This is a genomic window from Maricurvus nonylphenolicus, assembly GCF_042854845.1.
In the GTDB taxonomy this organism is placed as follows: domain Bacteria; phylum Pseudomonadota; class Gammaproteobacteria; order Pseudomonadales; family Cellvibrionaceae; genus Maricurvus; species Maricurvus nonylphenolicus.
Map to the genome: position 1 here is coordinate 3,021,800 of NZ_AP031498.1, position 17,696 is coordinate 3,039,495.

At 45.3% G+C, this 17,696-nt stretch carries 14 protein-coding genes; 2 read left to right on the forward strand and 12 right to left on the reverse strand.

Translation table 11 applies throughout. The features are described 5' to 3' along the window. The first annotated feature begins 38 nt into the window (after positions 1 to 38). Positions 39 to 1,928: a long-chain-acyl-CoA synthetase gene (locus ACGHZ6_RS13230; protein ID WP_390614436.1), complete on the forward strand. Its 1,890-nt coding sequence runs from the start codon at positions 39 to 41 to the stop codon at positions 1,926 to 1,928. 66 nt (positions 1,929 to 1,994) lie between these two features. Here ACGHZ6_RS13230 and ACGHZ6_RS13235 read toward each other — a convergent pair whose 3' ends face one another. The 12 genes from ACGHZ6_RS13235 to ACGHZ6_RS13290 all read right to left on the reverse strand — a co-directional run bounded on the left by ACGHZ6_RS13235 (position 1,995) and on the right by ACGHZ6_RS13290 (position 15,970). Continuing rightward, a complete protein-coding gene (locus ACGHZ6_RS13235) occupies positions 1,995 to 2,888 on the reverse strand; it encodes a bile acid:sodium symporter family protein (protein WP_390614437.1) in 894 nt (297 codons plus the stop codon). Between the two features lie 59 nt (positions 2,889 to 2,947). Next, positions 2,948 to 3,199, reverse strand: coding sequence for a DUF1145 domain-containing protein (locus ACGHZ6_RS13240; RefSeq protein ID WP_390614438.1), 252 nt, complete (start codon positions 3,197 to 3,199; stop codon positions 2,948 to 2,950). A gap of 64 nt (positions 3,200 to 3,263) precedes the next feature. Beyond that, positions 3,264 to 4,976 (reverse strand): arylsulfatase, encoded by a 1,713-nt coding sequence (locus tag ACGHZ6_RS13245; RefSeq protein ID WP_390614439.1) that lies wholly within the window; start codon positions 4,974 to 4,976, stop codon positions 3,264 to 3,266. 109 nt (positions 4,977 to 5,085) lie between these two features. Further along, positions 5,086 to 6,195 (reverse strand): glutathione S-transferase family protein, encoded by a 1,110-nt coding sequence (locus tag ACGHZ6_RS13250; protein WP_390614440.1) that lies wholly within the window; start codon positions 6,193 to 6,195, stop codon positions 5,086 to 5,088. Between the two features lie 132 nt (positions 6,196 to 6,327). Further along, entirely contained in the window at positions 6,328 to 8,769 is a 2,442-nt protein-coding gene (locus tag ACGHZ6_RS13255; RefSeq protein WP_390614441.1) for a TonB-dependent receptor, read from the reverse strand. A 370-nt stretch (positions 8,770 to 9,139) separates the two neighbouring features. Beyond that, positions 9,140 to 10,792, reverse strand: coding sequence for a sulfatase (locus ACGHZ6_RS13260; RefSeq protein ID WP_390614442.1), 1,653 nt, complete (start codon positions 10,790 to 10,792; stop codon positions 9,140 to 9,142). Positions 10,793 to 10,837: 45 nt separating this feature from the next. Next, entirely contained in the window at positions 10,838 to 11,260 is a 423-nt protein-coding gene (locus ACGHZ6_RS13265) for a DUF2147 domain-containing protein (RefSeq protein ID WP_390614444.1), read from the reverse strand. 66 nt (positions 11,261 to 11,326) lie between these two features. Next, the gene (locus ACGHZ6_RS13270; RefSeq protein WP_390614445.1) at positions 11,327 to 11,974 is read right to left on the reverse strand and encodes a glutathione S-transferase family protein; all 648 of its coding nucleotides are present in this window, start codon (positions 11,972 to 11,974) and stop codon (positions 11,327 to 11,329) included. Positions 11,975 to 12,061: 87 nt separating this feature from the next. Continuing rightward, complete coding sequence (locus tag ACGHZ6_RS13275) at positions 12,062 to 12,754, reverse strand: glutathione S-transferase family protein (RefSeq protein ID WP_390614446.1); 693 nt, start codon at positions 12,752 to 12,754, stop codon at positions 12,062 to 12,064. Between the two features lie 172 nt (positions 12,755 to 12,926). Beyond that, complete coding sequence (locus ACGHZ6_RS13280) at positions 12,927 to 13,943, reverse strand: AraC family transcriptional regulator (protein ID WP_390614447.1); 1,017 nt, start codon at positions 13,941 to 13,943, stop codon at positions 12,927 to 12,929. A 221-nt stretch (positions 13,944 to 14,164) separates the two neighbouring features. After that, positions 14,165 to 14,812, reverse strand: coding sequence for an enoyl-CoA hydratase/isomerase family protein (locus ACGHZ6_RS13285; RefSeq protein WP_390614448.1), 648 nt, complete (start codon positions 14,810 to 14,812; stop codon positions 14,165 to 14,167). A 153-nt stretch (positions 14,813 to 14,965) separates the two neighbouring features. Next, the gene (locus ACGHZ6_RS13290) at positions 14,966 to 15,970 is read right to left on the reverse strand and encodes an AraC family transcriptional regulator ligand-binding domain-containing protein (protein WP_390614449.1); all 1,005 of its coding nucleotides are present in this window, start codon (positions 15,968 to 15,970) and stop codon (positions 14,966 to 14,968) included. 164 nt (positions 15,971 to 16,134) lie between these two features. On the opposite strand from ACGHZ6_RS13290, the gene ACGHZ6_RS13295 reads away from it, so the two are divergent. Continuing rightward, entirely contained in the window at positions 16,135 to 17,607 is a 1,473-nt protein-coding gene (locus ACGHZ6_RS13295) for a flavin-containing monooxygenase (RefSeq protein ID WP_390614450.1), read from the forward strand. Positions 17,608 to 17,696: the final 89 nt, after the last annotated feature.

A 17,696-nucleotide genomic window follows, 5' to 3' on the forward strand; every position in this document is an offset into this window, starting at 1 on the left:
ACCCGGACAATGACATCAAAGAGGACATCGGTACCATTTTGATTGATCAGTTCAAATGCCAGCAAATTGCCGGCAAGCCACACATCACCACAGGACACTCCGGGAAAATGACTCAATCAATCAGGCTTCGCGACTTAATCAAAAACAGGCGACACTTTACTAAAAGAGCTAAAGGCGCCCTGAAAGTCCTTAAAATGGCCAAAAACGATGAGGCCATGAAAAATCTGACTTACGCCCTCTTCTTTGAGCAACAAACCGCTAAATATGCTGATAATACAGCGATCAAATACAGTGATCGTGAACTTTCCTACCGTGTGATTAATACCGCAGCAAACAAAGCCGCCCATTACTTGCAGGGGCAAGGGATCACCCAGGGGGACACTGTCGCTCTATTTATGGAAAATCGGCCTGAATTTCTGATCTATCAGCTGGCAATCACCAAGCTTGGCGGTATAGCTGCGCTTATCAATAGCTCACAACAAGACTCTGTGTTAATACACAGCATTAATTTAGTGAATTCAAAAGCGGTTATCAGCGGCGAAGAAACCTTATCCGCATTGGAGGCAGTAAAAGACCAACTGAGTATAAAACTACCCGTTTTTGTAGTACCCGATGTCGACACCACAGAATACACCGGCGGAGAATTCGATGATTACATAAATATCGTTAGAGCATCCGCCGACGCACGGACAGACAACCTTGGTATCACCAGCACACTGACGAGTGATCAACCCTGCTGGTACATCTATACGTCAGGAACCACTGGCCTTCCCAAAGCCTCTGTACAAACCCATAAACGGGCACTTAAGTCAGCTGCACTTATGGGGCACGTTGTAAACCCCCTCACTCCTACAGATATTGTCTACAGCAGCTTGCCGCTGTACCACATTACAGCACTGTCTGCCTGCTGGTTTGCGGCAATCAGTAATGGCGCCTCACTCGCACTCGCGAGAAAGTTCAGTGCAAGCCGCTTCTGGGAAGATATAGCCGAATACAAAGCAACATCGTTTGGATATGTCGGCGAACTATGCCGCTATTTATTAAACCAACCAGAATCTGCCCTTGAAAAGAACAACACCTTAACCTCTATGGTTGGCAATGGGCTAAGACCAGAAATCTGGGAAGAATTTAAAGCTCGCTTCGGCATTCAAGTAGTCAATGAAATTTATGGTGCCAGTGAAGGCAACTTAATGGCACTGAATATCTTCAACCTGAACAGTACCGTCGGTATGGTTATGGGATCCTACAAATTAGTAAAATTTGATCAGGAAAATGAAGAACTCATCAAAGATACCAAAGGTCGGCTAATAGAAGCAGGCAAAGGAGAGCCCGGCTTACTGCTAGGCAAGATTGATGAAATTGCGCCCTTCGATGGTTATTCTGACAAATCAAAAAATGATTCAAAAGTCATAAATAATGCATTTAAGCAGGGAGACAGCTATTTCAATACCGGCGATGTTCTAAAGGACATAGGCTACAAGCAACTTCAATTTTGTGATCGAACCGGTGACACCTATCGCTGGAAAGGTGAAAACGTTTCCACTCAACAAGTAGAAGAGGCAGCCAATAAACATGCATCGGTTAGCGAATCTGTCGCCTATGGTGTAGAAATACCCCAGACGAACGGCAAGGCTGGCATGATTGCACTCAAGCTGGAGAAAAATGCAGATACATTTAATGGTCAATCCCTGCTAGAACACCTAAACCGCCAATTACCCACATATGCCGTGCCCATTTTTGTACGGATTAAAACTGAACTGGAGAAAACCCCGACGTTCAAATACCAAAAAGCTCCGCTTAAAAAGGAAGGATTTGATATGGAATTATTGGACGGTCCGGCGTATGTCTTGCTTCCAGGGGAAAGCACGTATCAAGAATTAACCCAGAAGATTTTTGAAGGAATCAAGAACGGCGAGTACCGTTTCTAAATAACCCCCAACGCCAGGGAAGGCAAAGGGGGTACTGTTCAGCCCCCTTACTCAGCCAGCCCAATCTCAAGAAGATACTCTTGAAGCCCCTTCTCCCTCCTCTTCAGAGGACCAAAGCCTGTAAAGAAACATAATCAGAAAGCCGCCAGGCACAATAACCACTGATGCCACGACTGACGCCAAAGAAGCGTCTACACTTTTTAAGGAACTCGTCGCCAGAAAGAGCGAGAGCAGAATATTTTTAACACAAACCTCTACAGCAATGGTAACACTGGCCTTTGTACTCACCCCAAGGAATCTGGGTACAGAAAAACCCAAAGCAATCGCAATGACAAAAAACAATACAGTTGGCGTAAACACCTGCCCCACATGACTAAAGGCGTCATCCTCATCAAGAATTCCCATCAGGAGAAATGACAAGAACATAGTTACCACACTTACCTTGGTAAGTAATTTCTCCCACCCCAGAGAAGCAGGCCACATATGCCTTACCCACATACCAATAACGACAGGCAACACGGTAAATGCGCCCAACTGAATGGCCGTATCCAAAATAGGCATGACGATATGCGTTTGGGATTCGCCAAAATGCGCTAAGGAGTAATTCATCCATAGCGGTAACGTAAACAAGGTAGCAAATGTGGCTGTAGCGGTGAGGGTAATGGAGAGCGCAGCATCGCCCTTGCCCACATGCGCAAACACATTCGAAGCTGTACCACCCGGACAGGCAGCGACGGCGATTAAACCTGCCGCCAGCATAGCGGACAGACCAAACCCCAAAGCCAAACCAAACCCAATCGCAGGCATAAGCAAGAGCTGTACAACCAAGCCAATAATAACAGGCTTGGGAACAAGCAACACTCGACGAAAATCGCTTACCGTGAGGGTAATACCCATCCCAAGCATCAATAAGAACATTGAGCAAGGAATAGCTATTTGAATGAGAATATCTGCAATCATGTTACAACTCTGCTCTATTTATTGAAATGTCTTATGGCCCAAGTCTAGACAAACGAAGGTTATCTGGACTTTTCAGACAATGTTTCCAGATGCAACATGCCAAAGATAATGGTGTACAGGTAATCAGAAGGCGCTGTAAAGCGTTTTCCATATACAACAACCTGAAGAATATGAACCACGGTTATAAAAATACCGACACCAATGAACACCTCAGAAAATGGCATCACATCAGGTATTAGTAATGACGCAATCACCATTACCCAAACCACTGATACAACTGCTTTACCAACTTTAATTTTTAATGGAGACATTATAAATCCTCATATCAAAGCGGATTATTACTCAAGCGTTCTACCGCAACCAATTTTTCACCATTCACGCTCGAATACGCCTATAAGTAAATACAACGGCCAAAAACAATAAACCAATGCCAATGGATATGAGGAACCAATTGGATGCCAACATCTTACGGACGATGTTACTCATAATTTGATCAACAGCGTTATACCCTTCTGGCATCTCCAGAACACCGAAATCTTCGGTATAAACTTTATAGTCTGCCATCAACTCCTCGAATACTGCAGGATTAGCCTCTGATATATCCTGAGTTTCCCCTGGATCCTTGCCCAGATCATAAAGACGCCACTGGCCATCACCATAAGCAGGAAGATTGCGGGTTAATTTGTATTGCCCTTTAAATAGCGCGGCATTACCGGCCACCTCAATAGCCACGGCATCATCTGGCCCATAGATATGCTCGGCCTCTCCGTTTATGACTGGCTTAAGACTACGACCCGTTATGGAAACACTGCCTGTTTCGATGCCTGCATCAGAAGGTATCTGTAAATAATCCAATACAGTCGGCACAATGTCCGTCACCATGCTTAACGATTTCTGGATCTGACCTTTAGGCATTTTTGGGCCAGCAATAATTAATGGCACTCGAATACCGCCATCAGTGCTGTGAAACTTGAACAGGTTACTTGGCGAGGCTCCCGCCAACGCCCACTCTGGGCCGATAGAAACCAGGCTACCTTTTTCGCCCATGGTTTCTATATCATGACGATAGCCACTGGTCGCAAACCACAGGTCTACTCCGGGTGAATGGATAACATCATTAAACTCAGGGCCATTGTCTGAAGTAACAACAAAGATCGTATTATCAAGTTCACCACGGGAAGCCAACCAAGCCATAAAACGGCCAACATGATGATCCATCGCCTCCAGCATACCGGCATTTACCGCCATAGCTTTCGAGTAATAGCGACGCTCTTGGTCGGTAAGCTGATCCCACTCACGCAATTGCTCTGGCATTTCCGCAAGTGGAACACCTTCAGGAATCAACCCTAAAGACTGTGCTTTTTGCCAACGAGCTTCACGTAAAGCGTGCCAACCTTGATCGTATACGCCCTCATAATGTTCAGTGAATTCACGGGGGGCTTGAATGGGAACATGAATAGCTTGGAACGCTAAATAGGCAAGGAATGGTTTATTACCCTCATGATCTTCATCACCAATATATTCCATCATTTTATCAACAATGAATTTAGAGGAATAAAAGTCTTCCGGTAAGGTCGCAGGTTGATCATCCTCAAACCAGGGCGCCGTTTCATAGTAAGGCATATAAGGCCGCTGCTCCCAGTTATCCGCACCGGATGCGGCAAGCGCAAAAGAGCGATCAAATCCGTGACTAACAGGCAAGTCAGACACTTTTTCTCCCAGATGCCACTTACCTGTCATGTAAGTACGATAACCACTATCGCGAAGCCTGTCGGCAATGGTTTTAACACCAGGTTCCAACACCATGGAATAGCCCGGTTTACCCTCATGTTCTTTTGGTAGCACTTCAGGGATACTGGCGATGCCCGTACGGTGATTGTCGATACCAGTTAAAAACATCGCGCGAGACGGTGCGCAAAGTGGCGATGTTCGATAACCTGTAAAACGTGTACCCTCGTCCGCAAGCTTTTGAATATTAGGCATATGCGCCTCACCGCCAAATGGAGCAAAGTCCATCAAGCCTGCATCATCAACCATAATCATCACGACATTAGGCCGACGCGATGTATCGCCCTGCGCGAGCGTCATGGGCACAACCACAGTAACGAAATATAAAAATATTGAAATTTTCAGAAATCTATCAAACTGAAATAAATGCATAGTCAATAAACACCTAGCAACTATTTGTACTTCAGGGCTATTTCGCTAAACGGGTACTTAAACCATCGCGCTCAAGCTTAGGCCCCAGATTCATTTCCAGCAAATCTGACTGCCCCATTTCTTTAAACCAGTTTGCAACATCCTGTTTATCAGTTTCAGACAGGTTCTGATAATACGTCTGAATCCGCTGCATCATCCACAAGGTGTAAGTCACACTGCCCTTGGTAAAGGTACTATCCCCCATCGGGGAGGTAATTTTATCAACACCACGGGGCAGCGAATCGCCTGGCTGAAAACCTTTATTAGTAACGAGTTCCTCTACCGCAGTAACTGTTTTTCTCACTAAAGGGAAAAATTCACTGAATATAATTCGGAAAATTGGGTCAAGCGTATCCGGAATACTACCGTCTGTTGGTAAGTCCCCGACTGGATCATCTCCACGGAATAGTCGCTCAGAATAGGTTTGTAAATTAGGACGAGAGCTCATCAATTCACGCTTTGGCCAGGGATCGCGGTTGAGGTGAGCAAATAAAGGTCCAAACAAGGAATAATCTGCGATTGTTGGTCTACCGCCAAAAAGATAGGCGTGTTTAGAGAAATGGGCCTCTAACAAGTCCAATAATGAGACCATCCACTTTTCCAAGGTCTCTATCTGTTCAGGAATGATACCGACTTTTGGCATTGACTCACGGATTCTGGTTTCGAGCGCTTTAGAAATGACCGCATTTTTTAACCACTGGGGACCAATCGGTATCATCGCATTAGCCATTTCTTTACGAATCCCAGGTATATTTTCCTGGTATGACCAGCGAGTGTGCAAGGAGATCACCATCCAGGACTCATCCACCCAAGCCTCAAAAAGCATGACAGCAATCATTTGTCGAGCCGAGACAGTACCAATCGAACGAAATGGATGTCGGCGTTCCAGTTCCTCAATAATTTCCGTTGAATCACCAAACCACTCACCGGCCGAATCCTTTAATGCTGGCATGGCCGAAGCCCCAATCTTCTTGGGCAAGCGTACCGCCAGATCATAGAGGCCTATCTTCTTAAGCTCATAATCAAGCCCTTTGTAGTTCATATATCCTCGAACTTTCGCGGTAAACATGGAACTATCGGAGCCATAAAGATGATATTGATGCTTCATACTAGAATCCTACCTACAATGCTCTGGCTTGGTTATCGTTACGATGAAAGCCATATATCAATAAAGAGCTTCTGTAAATTCAGAAAAAAAGCCGCAAGCAAGCTTGCGGCAAAGAGAGAGAAGAGGTTTTAATTAAAAATTATATTTAACTTGGATGGTGTAAGAACGAGGTCTTACTTGATGCCCAATGAAACTTGGCGCACCGATAAATGAAGAGCCTGATAATGGTGCTGAGTAGCCATAACTATAGCTGTCATTGTCTGTCAGGTTTTTGCCGACGAGTGCCACCATCCACTGCTCCGACTCAAGAGCGATGCGGGCATTGAAATTGGTTTCACTGTCCTGAAGCAGGTATGGATCCAAAGTCGCCTCAATATACTGCTCTGAACGATAGGACGTATCCATCGTCATACGCAAATTGATCAAGTCAGACAGAGGGCGCTGATAATCCAGCGTAATCGACGCGGTCCACTCAGGCGCAAACGTTGCCGGCTTACCGCTGTAATCACAGGAAATTGCGCTTGTATCTAAAGTAACTTTACTTGGACATGCACCGTCTTCATATTCTTCAAAGCTGAAATCCAGATAGGCCATTGAACCGATCAGCATCAATTCTGGCGTAATCATAAAACGACCATCCAGCTCAATACCCTGGCTAACCGCTGCTGCGGCATTACCCACTGCAAATGAAACAGAACCGTCAAACTGACTCACCTGAAGATCGCTGTAATCGCTGTAGAAAAGAGCAGCATTCAGCTCTCCACGACCGCCCATCAGCTCAGTTTTTGTACCAATTTCGTATGTAATTACACTTTCATCTTCGTACTCAAAGTTATCAGGCGAGCTCGCACGGGCATCAAAACCACCGGCTTTAAAGCCATTGCTTACAGAGGCATAAACCATCATCTCGGCAGTTGCATCCCACTCAACGATTGCTGAACCCGTTACAGATTCTTCGCGGCGATCACCCTCAACAGCGTGTGGTTGAGTACCAAACACTGTCGACTGCATTGCTAGCGCACCTGCACTTGCAGGGGCGTAACCACCGCCACTGATATCATAGATTGCCAGGTCACGCTCGGCATCCTTTTCCTCTAAGGTGTATCTAGCACCAAAGGTAAAACGTAACTCCTCACTATAGTTCCAGGTTGCTTGACCAAAGACAGAGTAGGTATCACTTGTGCCTTTATAGTTTCGTAAGCTGCTGGTGTTTTCACCTTCTACCAGCGAGTAAGCAAACAGGCCACTGGCAATAGCAGGGTTAGCAGCTACAAGAAGTGGATTAACGCCGTAGTACGGATATACATTAGCAGGATTAGAAGGATCAAAGCCTGTCGCGGCAGGAATACCAAGAGCGGCCTGCGCACTTATCGCCGAGAATACATTATCTTCGCCACTAGGCACTTCTTGACCATAATCCAGATCCCAAGTCTGGAAGTAGGCACCGGCAATCCAGTCGACGGTCTCGCCACCAGGTGAGGTAAAGCGGATTTCCTGGCTAAACTGATCAAACTCCTCGTTAGAGTGAATTTCTAACATATCATAGCCGGTCATATCACCATCGGTCAGTTCTTCATATTCATAACCGATATACCCTGTCACACTGGTCAGCGTAAAATTGTCGTAATCTTTATTCACCGTCAATACAATCTGGTTCGACTCATTATCACTGTGCTCACCAAAAGATGTCTGACGTTCGAGGTTTGATGTCCCTTCACCTTCACCAATATCTAATCCGGTGCTTGCAGCCAACGCATCTAACGCCTCGGTATAGCTTGCACCAGCAGCAGAATCATAACCGCCGATCAGCTCACTACCCATACCTTCAAAATCAAAACTGCTATGCTCTAATTTCAGGGTTGCAGACAGGTCATCCGCCGGCTCCCACGCCAGTGTTAGACGTGCGGTCAGCTCTTCTTTCTGCTGCTCATCATCACCGGTAGTTGTATTCTCATAGTAACCATCATCACTTGCAGATCTAACGGCTAATCGAGCGTACAGATCATCGGTCAAACCACCAGAAACAACGGCCTGCACTTCATTTCGGCCAAAGGTAGGCTCGTAATCAACCTGCACACTACCTTCAAATTCATCAGTAGGCTTAGCCGTAGTGACTGAAATAGCACCACCAATACTATTCTTACCAAACAGTACGTTCTGAGGCCCGCGGAGAATCTCTACTCGTTCCAAATCAAACAGTGGCGTACGAGCCATAGGACCACGACCCATGGCGATATCATCAAAATATTGTACTACTGACTGCTCAAAACCCTGGTTAATACCTGAGCTGATACCACGAATAGAAATGATTTGACCCAGTGGCGAGTTAGCCTGTTGAAAGTTAGGAACGTAGGCAGACATATCTTCCAGATTGGAAATACCCACCTCAGACATCTTTTCACCGTCCATTGCACTAATGGAAATAGGAACATCCTGCAAACTCTGAGCACGCTTTTGTGCTGTTACAACAATTTCTTCAAGCAGTAAATCTTCGGCTAGGACCTGAGGTGCAGAAGCCACTGCCATAGCAGAAGCTATACTTACTGATAATATATTTTTGTTTATTTTTTTCATATCGCTCTTCATGTAGCTCTCCCCTCATTATATGAGTGCTAAATTTAGGCTCACCTTTATTAGGTAGGGTTGTAGTAGTTATGAATACCTACTTAACTAATAGTGAAGAAAACGAAGAGTTAATCCATTGTCTTTGCTACGAACTCATACCTGCAACCTAGTCAATATAATAGTTCGAGCAATAGCGCTATACAGCAAACGACCAACTGCCTTAAGGCCCATTACTGTTACTAACAATGCAGGCGAAGAATTAAAACAAGCAATTGAAAATGAAAGAAAAAGACAGAGAAAGAAAAGCCGAAGGCGTGATTACGCCCGGCAAGTGGTGAGAGGTTAACTCACTGCAAATGAGAGCAGTGAGTTAACTACATTAATTAGGCCAATAAATGTATTCGTCACCCTTCTGATATGGCTGCGCCAAAGACTTGTCGATAGTGACTGGCATCTCTACTTCTGAAGGATAGAGAGGCTTACGCGATGTAGAGCGATGCTCCACCAGCAATGCCATTAGCTCCTCGTATTTATCCTTACGAAGCTCCGCCAAGTTGTTTTGCTCCGTAGGATCATCGACAAGATTATACAACCAGGCCTTATTTGGTCGCTCAGACACCTGCAACTTCCAATCACCATGGCGAACAGCACGGTAATGGCTACTTTGCCAGAATAAAGTCTTACGCCCCAACTCTTCACTCTCGCCTGTAGCCAACGGCATCAGATCAACACCGTCAATCTCCAGACTTTCGGGTAATTCTGCACTCGCTACAGACGAAAGGGTTGGCATCATGTCGATATGTGCAACGGGAGCGTCTATTTTTGTTCCGGCCGGTATGTTTGCTGGCCACTTAACAAACATGGGAACGCGCAGCCCACCTTCGAACATCGTAGCCTTCCAACCTCGGAAAGGCTTATTGACATCTTCCAAGCCGATATAACCGGCACCGCCATTATCACTGGTAAACATAACCACGGTATTTTCCGCCAAACCTTCAGCCTCAAGAGCCGCCATAATTTCACCAACGCTGCGATCAATAGCCCGGATCATGGCTGCATACACGCGCAAACGGTGAGGTTTAATATCGCCTACAGCCTCATAGTCTTCACGGGTTGCCTGGAGAGGCGTGTGCGGCCCCCAATGGGCTAAATACAAAAAGAAAGGCTGGTTCCTGTTGGCTTGAATAAATTTTATGGATTCATTCGTATAGTAATCAGTGAGATAACCCTTTGGCTCGAAACGGTCTTTTGTACCCGTATTAAACGAGGCACCGTAATTAAGTCGAGACCACAGGAAACGGTCAATGGGGTCAAATTCCACCCTTGCGTTAACCACATTTGGATCATCTTCAGGCAGATAAAGCCCTCCCGCTAACAATAGGCTTTCATCAAAGCCTTGATCATTAGGCGTAGACCCTGGGGTGTATCCCAAATGCCACTTACCTATATGAGCAGTCTGATAACCATTGTCCTGCAGTATTTCTGCAATAGTTACCTCTTCAGAAGGTAGGCTCATTTGATCAAAAGGTACCGTCCCCTCCTCTTCTGAAGGATGTGTGATTGTGGGCAACCCAGTATCAAGACTATTGGCAACCATACTAACAATCGGGGCCATACCCGATGGCATAGGTGTAAATTCATAACCGGTATGCGCCTGGTATCGCCCCGTCATAATCATTGCCCTGGACGGCGCGCATGTCGCATTACCAGCATAGGCCTGGGTAAATACTGCCCCCTCTGCAGCAAGTTGATCAATACTTGGGGTTTGTACTCGACCGTCAGCCAGTCCTCCACCAAATGTGGAAATATCGTTAAAACCCAAATCATCCGCAACAATCAGAATGATATTGGGAGGACGCTCAGCATCCGGAGAGCTTTCTATTGAAGGCCCTTGGGCCCACACCACCTCTCGATTGGGACCAATATTGGCATCTTTCTGACTCTGATACTTTACAAATGCAAGTAAAAGATCAATACGATTGAACCAGATAACAGATCCTAGAACCGGTATTAAAAACAATAATGCGATCAAACATCTCTTAAACATTAAGAGCCTCATACATTGCTATATTGACACTTACCTGCGGTACCATACTTTTGTTTGCGAAATAAAGCCGGCACTCACATGTAACTTAAGTACTTCACCTTCACGCCATAATTCACAATTAAATTCCTTATTCCTTTCTGGCGAAAATATGCGCCCGCCAACCCATTTCTCTCCATTCCATTTGAAACCGGAAAGAATTTTCATACCTCGCACCGATTTACCTTGGCGCTCGTCATCACAGGTATTGCAAACTGGCTCAGATTCATCAGGTGACAGCAAAAAATCCACCACTCTACCCTGCAATTTTCCATGCTCCAGATACAGCTCAACCACGGGGCTGGCTTTGCCCTCCTTCTTGGAGAGCCAGAGCCCTAGCACAGATTCAGGCTCAGCATGTACCTGCGAAATCAAACCAAATAATACTGATGCAATAATAAAGGTCAGTGACTTCATGATTTTCCGCTCATTGCATGTTTAGTTTGCGACAAACATATAGCTGAAATGACAGTCAGAAAACCCTCAAAGACCATTGCTTTCAAGCACAACCGCTTCAGCCCCAAGCAAACTCTGCATAATCTCGTGAGATTTCACCTTCTCAATAAAAGCGCTAAGTTTGGGCCATCTTTCTGCATCGACTTCAAAACCTGCATAACTGGCATTAATGAAAGGACTTACCAGGCTGACATCAGCCAAACCAACATCACCAAATAAGTAGCCTTCAGCAGGTATCAATGATTCAAGATACTCAAACACTGGCGGCATGTCGGTACCAATAATTTTTGCCACCAATTTCTCATCGGCTTCCTGTTGAAAAACCATAGGTCGCATTACCCGCTGAAAGAAAATCCCTGTTGCCAATTCAGTTACACGACTACCGCAATACTCTTCAACCCAACGAGCTTTTGCCCTATCTGCAGGTAGACATGGATAAATAGGCGCCTTAGGATAAGCATCCTCAAGATATTCACAAATTACCGTTGAATCACAGATTGTTAAATCACCATCCTGTAGAGCAGGAACCTTGCCTAAGGGGCTAATTTTGTTAAATTCTGGATCATTTGCGAATGGCATTTGCTGCAAGTGCTCAAACGATAAACCTTTCAACCGTAAAGCGAACAGTACCTTACGCACATACGGAGATGCAGACACACCATGTAATACAATCATTTTAACTCCAACAATAAATTCTTTGACTTATTTGACACACAGATATTTTTGAACTCTTAAATCCAGCTGATCGTATATTTTGCTGGCTTATTCAGCACCTTCAACCACCTTTCGGGCATTTTGACTGAATGACTTTTTAGCCTCACCATCCCCTTTCATTATCGCATCCATATCAAAAGGCACCTTAACCCCTTTATTACAGGCTGGCCGATCATCAAGCAAAGCCATCCAGCGTTGCAAGTGAGGCAACTCCTCGACACCAACACCTGACCACTTATGACTGCGTACCCAGCACCAGTTAGCAATATCAGCAATACTAAAATCCGCAGTCAGATATTCACTATCCGCTAAGCGCGTATCCAATACAGTAAATAAGCGTTTTACTTCATTTTGGTAGCGATCAATAACCGGCTGAATCTTTTCAGGGAAGTAGCGGAAGAACACATTGGCCTGCCCCATCATAGGGCCAACGCCTCCCATCTGAAACATCAGCCACTGCATCACTTCGGCACGCCCCTTAATATCTGACGGAAGGAGCTTTCCGGTTTTCTCAGCCAAATAAATGAGAATTGCACCAGACTCAAAGACAGCAAAATTATCCTCTTCACGGTCAACGATGGCCGGAATCTTACCGTTAGGGTTTATGTCAAGAAAATCAGGCTTTTTTTGTTCATCTTCAAGAAGATTGACGGTATGGCACTGATACGGTAATTCCAACTCCTCCAGGATTACGGATGCCTTCCAGCCATTAGGGGTTGGTGCGGTATACAAATCAATCATGTTTCCTCCTGCTAAGGGCTCTAGCCCTTCATCTGATTCTTTTCTCATAAGCACAGAGTCCCATAACGGAATCCGAGATACATTGCCCAAATGACAGTTGGACGCTGCCACTTAGGTCAATTCCTCACGATCAGGACAATGAAGAGCTTAATCAGGAAGGCGATACAGGCTGTTACTTGCCGTACTTTTCTCGGTAGACAATGGGCGTCATGCCCGTCCAACGCTTAAACGCACGGTAAAAGGGGCTTGGCTCGGAAAAGCCGGTAAGGTAAACGATCCGATCAATGGACTCATCCGTTTCGGCAAGTAACTTTTTTGCCAGACGGACGCGATAATCCGCAAACAACTGATTAAAACTGGTGCCCATATCCGACAACTGATAGCGAAGGTTGTTTGGCGTGATATTCAAACACTCCGCTACCTTCTGGGCGCTCACCTCTTCATGATCAAGCAAGCCCGCAATCACGTCCTGCACCTGATCAAGTAGAGCTCGACGTTCAAGATTGGACAACTGTTCCGATATCACTTGCTCATGCATCCTTAACATTGCAGGCTGAGCATGTAATGACTCACAATCAAGCAACGCATTTGGAAACCAAATGCTATTTACATCAGCACCAAAACTGATAGGGCAGTTAAATATTCGCTGATGCTCAGCAGTAGAAGCTGGCTCTGAATGAGTAAATTCAATGCGCTCCACTTCGAAGGCGCCGGAAGTGACATAGTCAAAAAAACGCGTTAACACAACCATCGTTGCCTCATTGGCATGACGCAAGCTATCGGCGGAAGCATGCTGGAAAACAAAGCCTATACTACAACTCTCCCCGTCCAACTGATGGCTAATTACCCAGGTATCACTCATTAATTTTGTATATTTACTACACCGAGTGATCGCCTCACCAAAAGTCGCGCTACTGAGAAACAGATACTGGGTAATATCACCTGTGTGATAGCGAATCACTTCCCCCAAATGCAATCCAATATCCGGATCACCAGAGACATCCTCAATAGTCCGCCACAACATATTACGATCATCAAAACTGACCCTGGATGGCAACCCGCTTTTACCAGGTATATCCTCCATTTGCATAACGATTCGCCCAAAGACTTCATCAACATCCACATGCAGTTGTTGTAATCCATCTTTGAGGAGGTCAACCCATACCGAAGTAAAGGACCGTTGAGCCATTGGGATTCCTTCAGTCGCAAGAATAGTATTTGCTGTCTTTGTTATTGTAGCAACCAAGTGAGCTGCTGAGGGGCAGATATTAGATAATGTGCACCATAAGAACAACTGACCCAAGTGAGACCCCATCAATGCAAGTGGGTCAGTAGAGGGAGCTCACTTAGAAGAAGAAATACTAGCAAGCATATTTCTAATAACGACTCAACATTACTATTACCACCCCTCTACGGCATAAGACCAGCGATTTCCTCTGAATAGAGTGTTCGCTTGAGAGAGGTAAAGATTCCGCGCTCTTTACCTGCCATACCTGCAGCAACATTACATGCCGCCTCAAATAACCCATCCTCTGAAGCTGTTGCATCAACAATACCTGCAGCCTTTGCCTCTGCAGCGGTATAACGGCGCCCAGTTAGCACAACCTCAGACAACACATGTTTTGGCATTTTCGCTGACAACATGGCCATTACCGACTCCACAATCGGCACCCCAACATTGACCTCATTAAGACACCACCAACCACGATCTTGACGCATAATGCGCATATCACATACCGCTGCAAGAACAGCCCCCCCAGCAAAAGCATGACCATTAATTGCTGCAACAGTTGGTAACGGAAAACCTAACAAACGACCAAATAAACGTGTCAACTGCTGATTAAATTCCTGTTGCTGATCAGCGTCCAGATTCATGAGAAATGGCAGGTTTAGACCATTATTAAAGAACTTCCCCGCCCCTGTGAGAATCAGGATCTCAGCATCAGTACTTTGCTCAACCTGGTCAAGCACCTCATGCATTCCCTGTACAGTTTCCAAATCCAATAACTCACTGACAGTGAGAATACAAACATCCCCTTCACGCTTGAGAGAAATCATCTTAGAACCTTATCTTAACTAAAGTACGAAATATGAAACCAATAAATAAAATAATTGACTTCAATAGTTGCCTTATAGCTCTCAGCATAAAGATCAAATCAATTAACTGATATGGCTCTAATATGTTCGCCCGCTTGCGATTTGGTCAATACTTTAGTTATCTATATTCTGCTGGCGCACTTCTGTTGGGGTTTTATTGGCCCAGCGCTTAAACGAGCGACGAAAATTGGCAACATCACTAAACCCTAACAAGTATGCGACCTCTGAAACAGGTAGGGACGTACTACACAAGTATTCAGTGGCAAGGCGATATCGAATATGATCCATTACCTGCTGATAACGAAAACCTTCTTTACTTAAGCGGCGATGCAATGTGCTTTCACTCATATGCAACTGTTTAGCTAACTTGGCTGCACAGGGAAATTCAGAACCTGATTGTAATAAAAGCTGCTGAACTCTTTCCCTCAAACTGCCTTGATGGTGATCATGAAGAAATAAACGCTCACACTCACGCTCAAAAATTGCCTTTACGTGAGGGTTAGCCGTTGAAACCGGGACATTTAGTGCATCATTATTGAAGAAGAGAACACGCCTCTGAGCATTAAAAGAGACTGCAGAACCGAATACATCCTTATATCGCGATAAACTACCCGCAGGCATATAATCCAGATCCAATCTGAACTCGCCTTGCTCGCCACTCGTCAAAATCGAACCATTGAATATCATGACCGTATAAAGGGTTTCACAGAAGAAACGCTCTAGCTCTTTGCTTAATTGACGACCATGCACGATCACCTCGACACCATCGGGAACACTATTTAGCTCAATATCAACACTAGGCATTATCTCGTGGTTATAGGTGACCAGGAATTTTAACGCATCCCCCACCGTAGAACTGCTCATCAATGCGTAACCAATAATCCCTTGAGACGCAACATCAAAGCCAGTCCCAAGAAGCACTCCTAATTGAGGATTTCCCGATAGCTTTAGCGCGTTACTACACACAATTTTTTGTAATCTAGCCACCTCATCAGCCTTCAACTGCTGAAAAGGTGTCTGCGCGACACCTTCGAAGCCTGTGCCCTCAAACAGCTGCTGTTCACTAACGCCAAATTCAGCCATAAGCTCAACTAGCACTGACAAATAATAGGATTGCATTGATTTTCGCCCTTCTGTACTGACAGGATTTAACCCCCATAGTGATCGTATTTAACCCCCCTCGACCTCACCCTGTCAATTAACATAGAAATCGATAGAAAACTGCAAATACGGTATTAACGCCGATTTCGCACGAAGTATTAACGATTAGCGGAATAGTTATCATGAGTAAAACCACCCAACATTTCGATGTATTAATTGTCGGTGCAGGCATTTCTGGTATTGGGGCTGCGCGTCACCTTAGTGATCAATGCCCCGATAAGAGCTTTTGCGTATTAGACAGCCTTGAAAGCTATGGAGGCACCTGGCTTACTCATAAATATCCTGGTATACGCTCCGATAGTGACATGTTTACCTTCGGCTATCGCTTTAAACCTTGGGTTGATGCGCCCATTGCGACTGGAGAAGCGATCCTCAAATATTTGGGCGAGGTCATATCAGAAGCGGAACTTAAAGACCGTATTCGCTACCAACACGAAGTCCTGGCAGCAGACTGGTGTAGCGAAAAGCAATTGTGGACCTTGAGCGTTAATAATAAGGCTTCAGGCGAAACCTGTCATTTCACAACCAATTTCCTGTGGATGTGTCAGGGTTACTATGATCACAATAAGGGCTATGTGCCTGAGTGGCCAGGTGTCGAAAAATTCGAAGGCAAGCTTATTCACCCTCAGCACTGGCCAGAAGATCTCAACTACGCAGACAAAGAGGTTATCATCATTGGCTCAGGCGCCACAACAGCTACAGTCGCCCCGGCCATCGCTGGCGATTGTAAGCATGTAACCGTCTTGCAGCGCTCACCCACCTACTTCTTTGCCCGCCCGAATGACAACGCTTTAGCAACCCAATTACGCGAACTGGACGTAGAGCCCGACCTGGTTCACGACATCGCTCGCAAACAAGTCCTTAAAGAGCAGTTTGACTTTATCCAATTCTGCGCAGCCTATCCTGACGTTGCCAACCAGGAACTGATTAAAGGTGTTAAAGCCCAGCTGAATGAAGGCTTCGATGTTGGAACCCACTTTACGCCTCGCTATAACGCCTGGCGTCAACGTATTGCAGCTATTCCCAATGGGGACTTATTCAAGGGTATCAATAGTGGCCAAGTCACCATGGTAACCGATGAAATCGAATGCTTTACCGAAAAGGGAATCACGCTGAAATCAGGTAAGGAATTAACGGCAGACATTATCGTATCCGCAACAGGTTTTAACATTAGCGTATTCGGCGGTATCGAATTTAGTGTTGATAATACCCCTGTTGATTTTGGCAATACAGTTAACTACCGCGGCATGATGTTTACTGGTGTTCCTAATATGGCCTGGATTATGGGTTACTTTAGAGCAAGCTGGACACTGCGTGTAGATTTAATCAGCGACTTCATTTGTCGAATGCTGAATCACATGGATAACAACAATATCAGTGAAGTCAGTGTAAAGCTGCCTGAAGAAGATCTGGATAAGCCACTACGTCCTTGGGGCGATCCAGAGGTATTCAACCCAAGTTATCTGATGCGTTCAATGCACCTATTGCCGAAGCGAGGCCCAGGTGAAGACTGGCAACTGTCACAAGACTACTGGGTAGAGCGAGAAGAACTGCCAAAAGTTGATTTGAACAATGGTGTATTTGACTACAAATAAAATCAGATACAGATCAATCAACAAGAGGCTAATTGTCATAAGCTGCGCCCGAGGGCGTAGCTTATGACGTCACTTCTCGCAGGAGAATG

What these genes read in the sequence shown, in the direction of transcription:
- ACGHZ6_RS13235 (WP_390614437.1), bottom strand. Translation starts at nt 2,888, where the DNA reads ATGATTGCAGATATTCTCATTCAAATAGCTATTCCTTGCTCAATGTTC.
- ACGHZ6_RS13240 (WP_390614438.1), bottom strand. Translation starts at nt 3,199, where the DNA reads ATGTCTCCATTAAAAATTAAAGTTGGTAAAGCAGTTGTATCAGTGGTT.
- ACGHZ6_RS13245 (WP_390614439.1), bottom strand. Translation starts at nt 4,976, where the DNA reads ATGACGCTCGCGCAGGGCGATACATCGCGTCGGCCTAATGTCGTGATG.
- ACGHZ6_RS13250 (WP_390614440.1), bottom strand. Translation starts at nt 6,195, where the DNA reads ATGAAGCATCAATATCATCTTTATGGCTCCGATAGTTCCATGTTTACC.
- ACGHZ6_RS13255 (WP_390614441.1), bottom strand. Translation starts at nt 8,769, where the DNA reads ATGAAAAAAATAAACAAAAATATATTATCAGTAAGTATAGCTTCTGCT.
- ACGHZ6_RS13265 (WP_390614444.1), bottom strand. Translation starts at nt 11,260, where the DNA reads ATGAAGTCACTGACCTTTATTATTGCATCAGTATTATTTGGTTTGATT.
- ACGHZ6_RS13270 (WP_390614445.1), bottom strand. Translation starts at nt 11,974, where the DNA reads ATGATTGTATTACATGGTGTGTCTGCATCTCCGTATGTGCGTAAGGTA.
- ACGHZ6_RS13275 (WP_390614446.1), bottom strand. Translation starts at nt 12,754, where the DNA reads ATGATTGATTTGTATACCGCACCAACCCCTAATGGCTGGAAGGCATCC.
- ACGHZ6_RS13280 (WP_390614447.1), bottom strand. Translation starts at nt 13,943, where the DNA reads ATGGCTCAACGGTCCTTTACTTCGGTATGGGTTGACCTCCTCAAAGAT.
- ACGHZ6_RS13285 (WP_390614448.1), bottom strand. Translation starts at nt 14,812, where the DNA reads ATGATTTCTCTCAAGCGTGAAGGGGATGTTTGTATTCTCACTGTCAGT.
- ACGHZ6_RS13290 (WP_390614449.1), bottom strand. Translation starts at nt 15,970, where the DNA reads ATGCAATCCTATTATTTGTCAGTGCTAGTTGAGCTTATGGCTGAATTT.
- ACGHZ6_RS13295 (WP_390614450.1), top strand. Translation starts at nt 16,135, where the DNA reads ATGAGTAAAACCACCCAACATTTCGATGTATTAATTGTCGGTGCAGGC.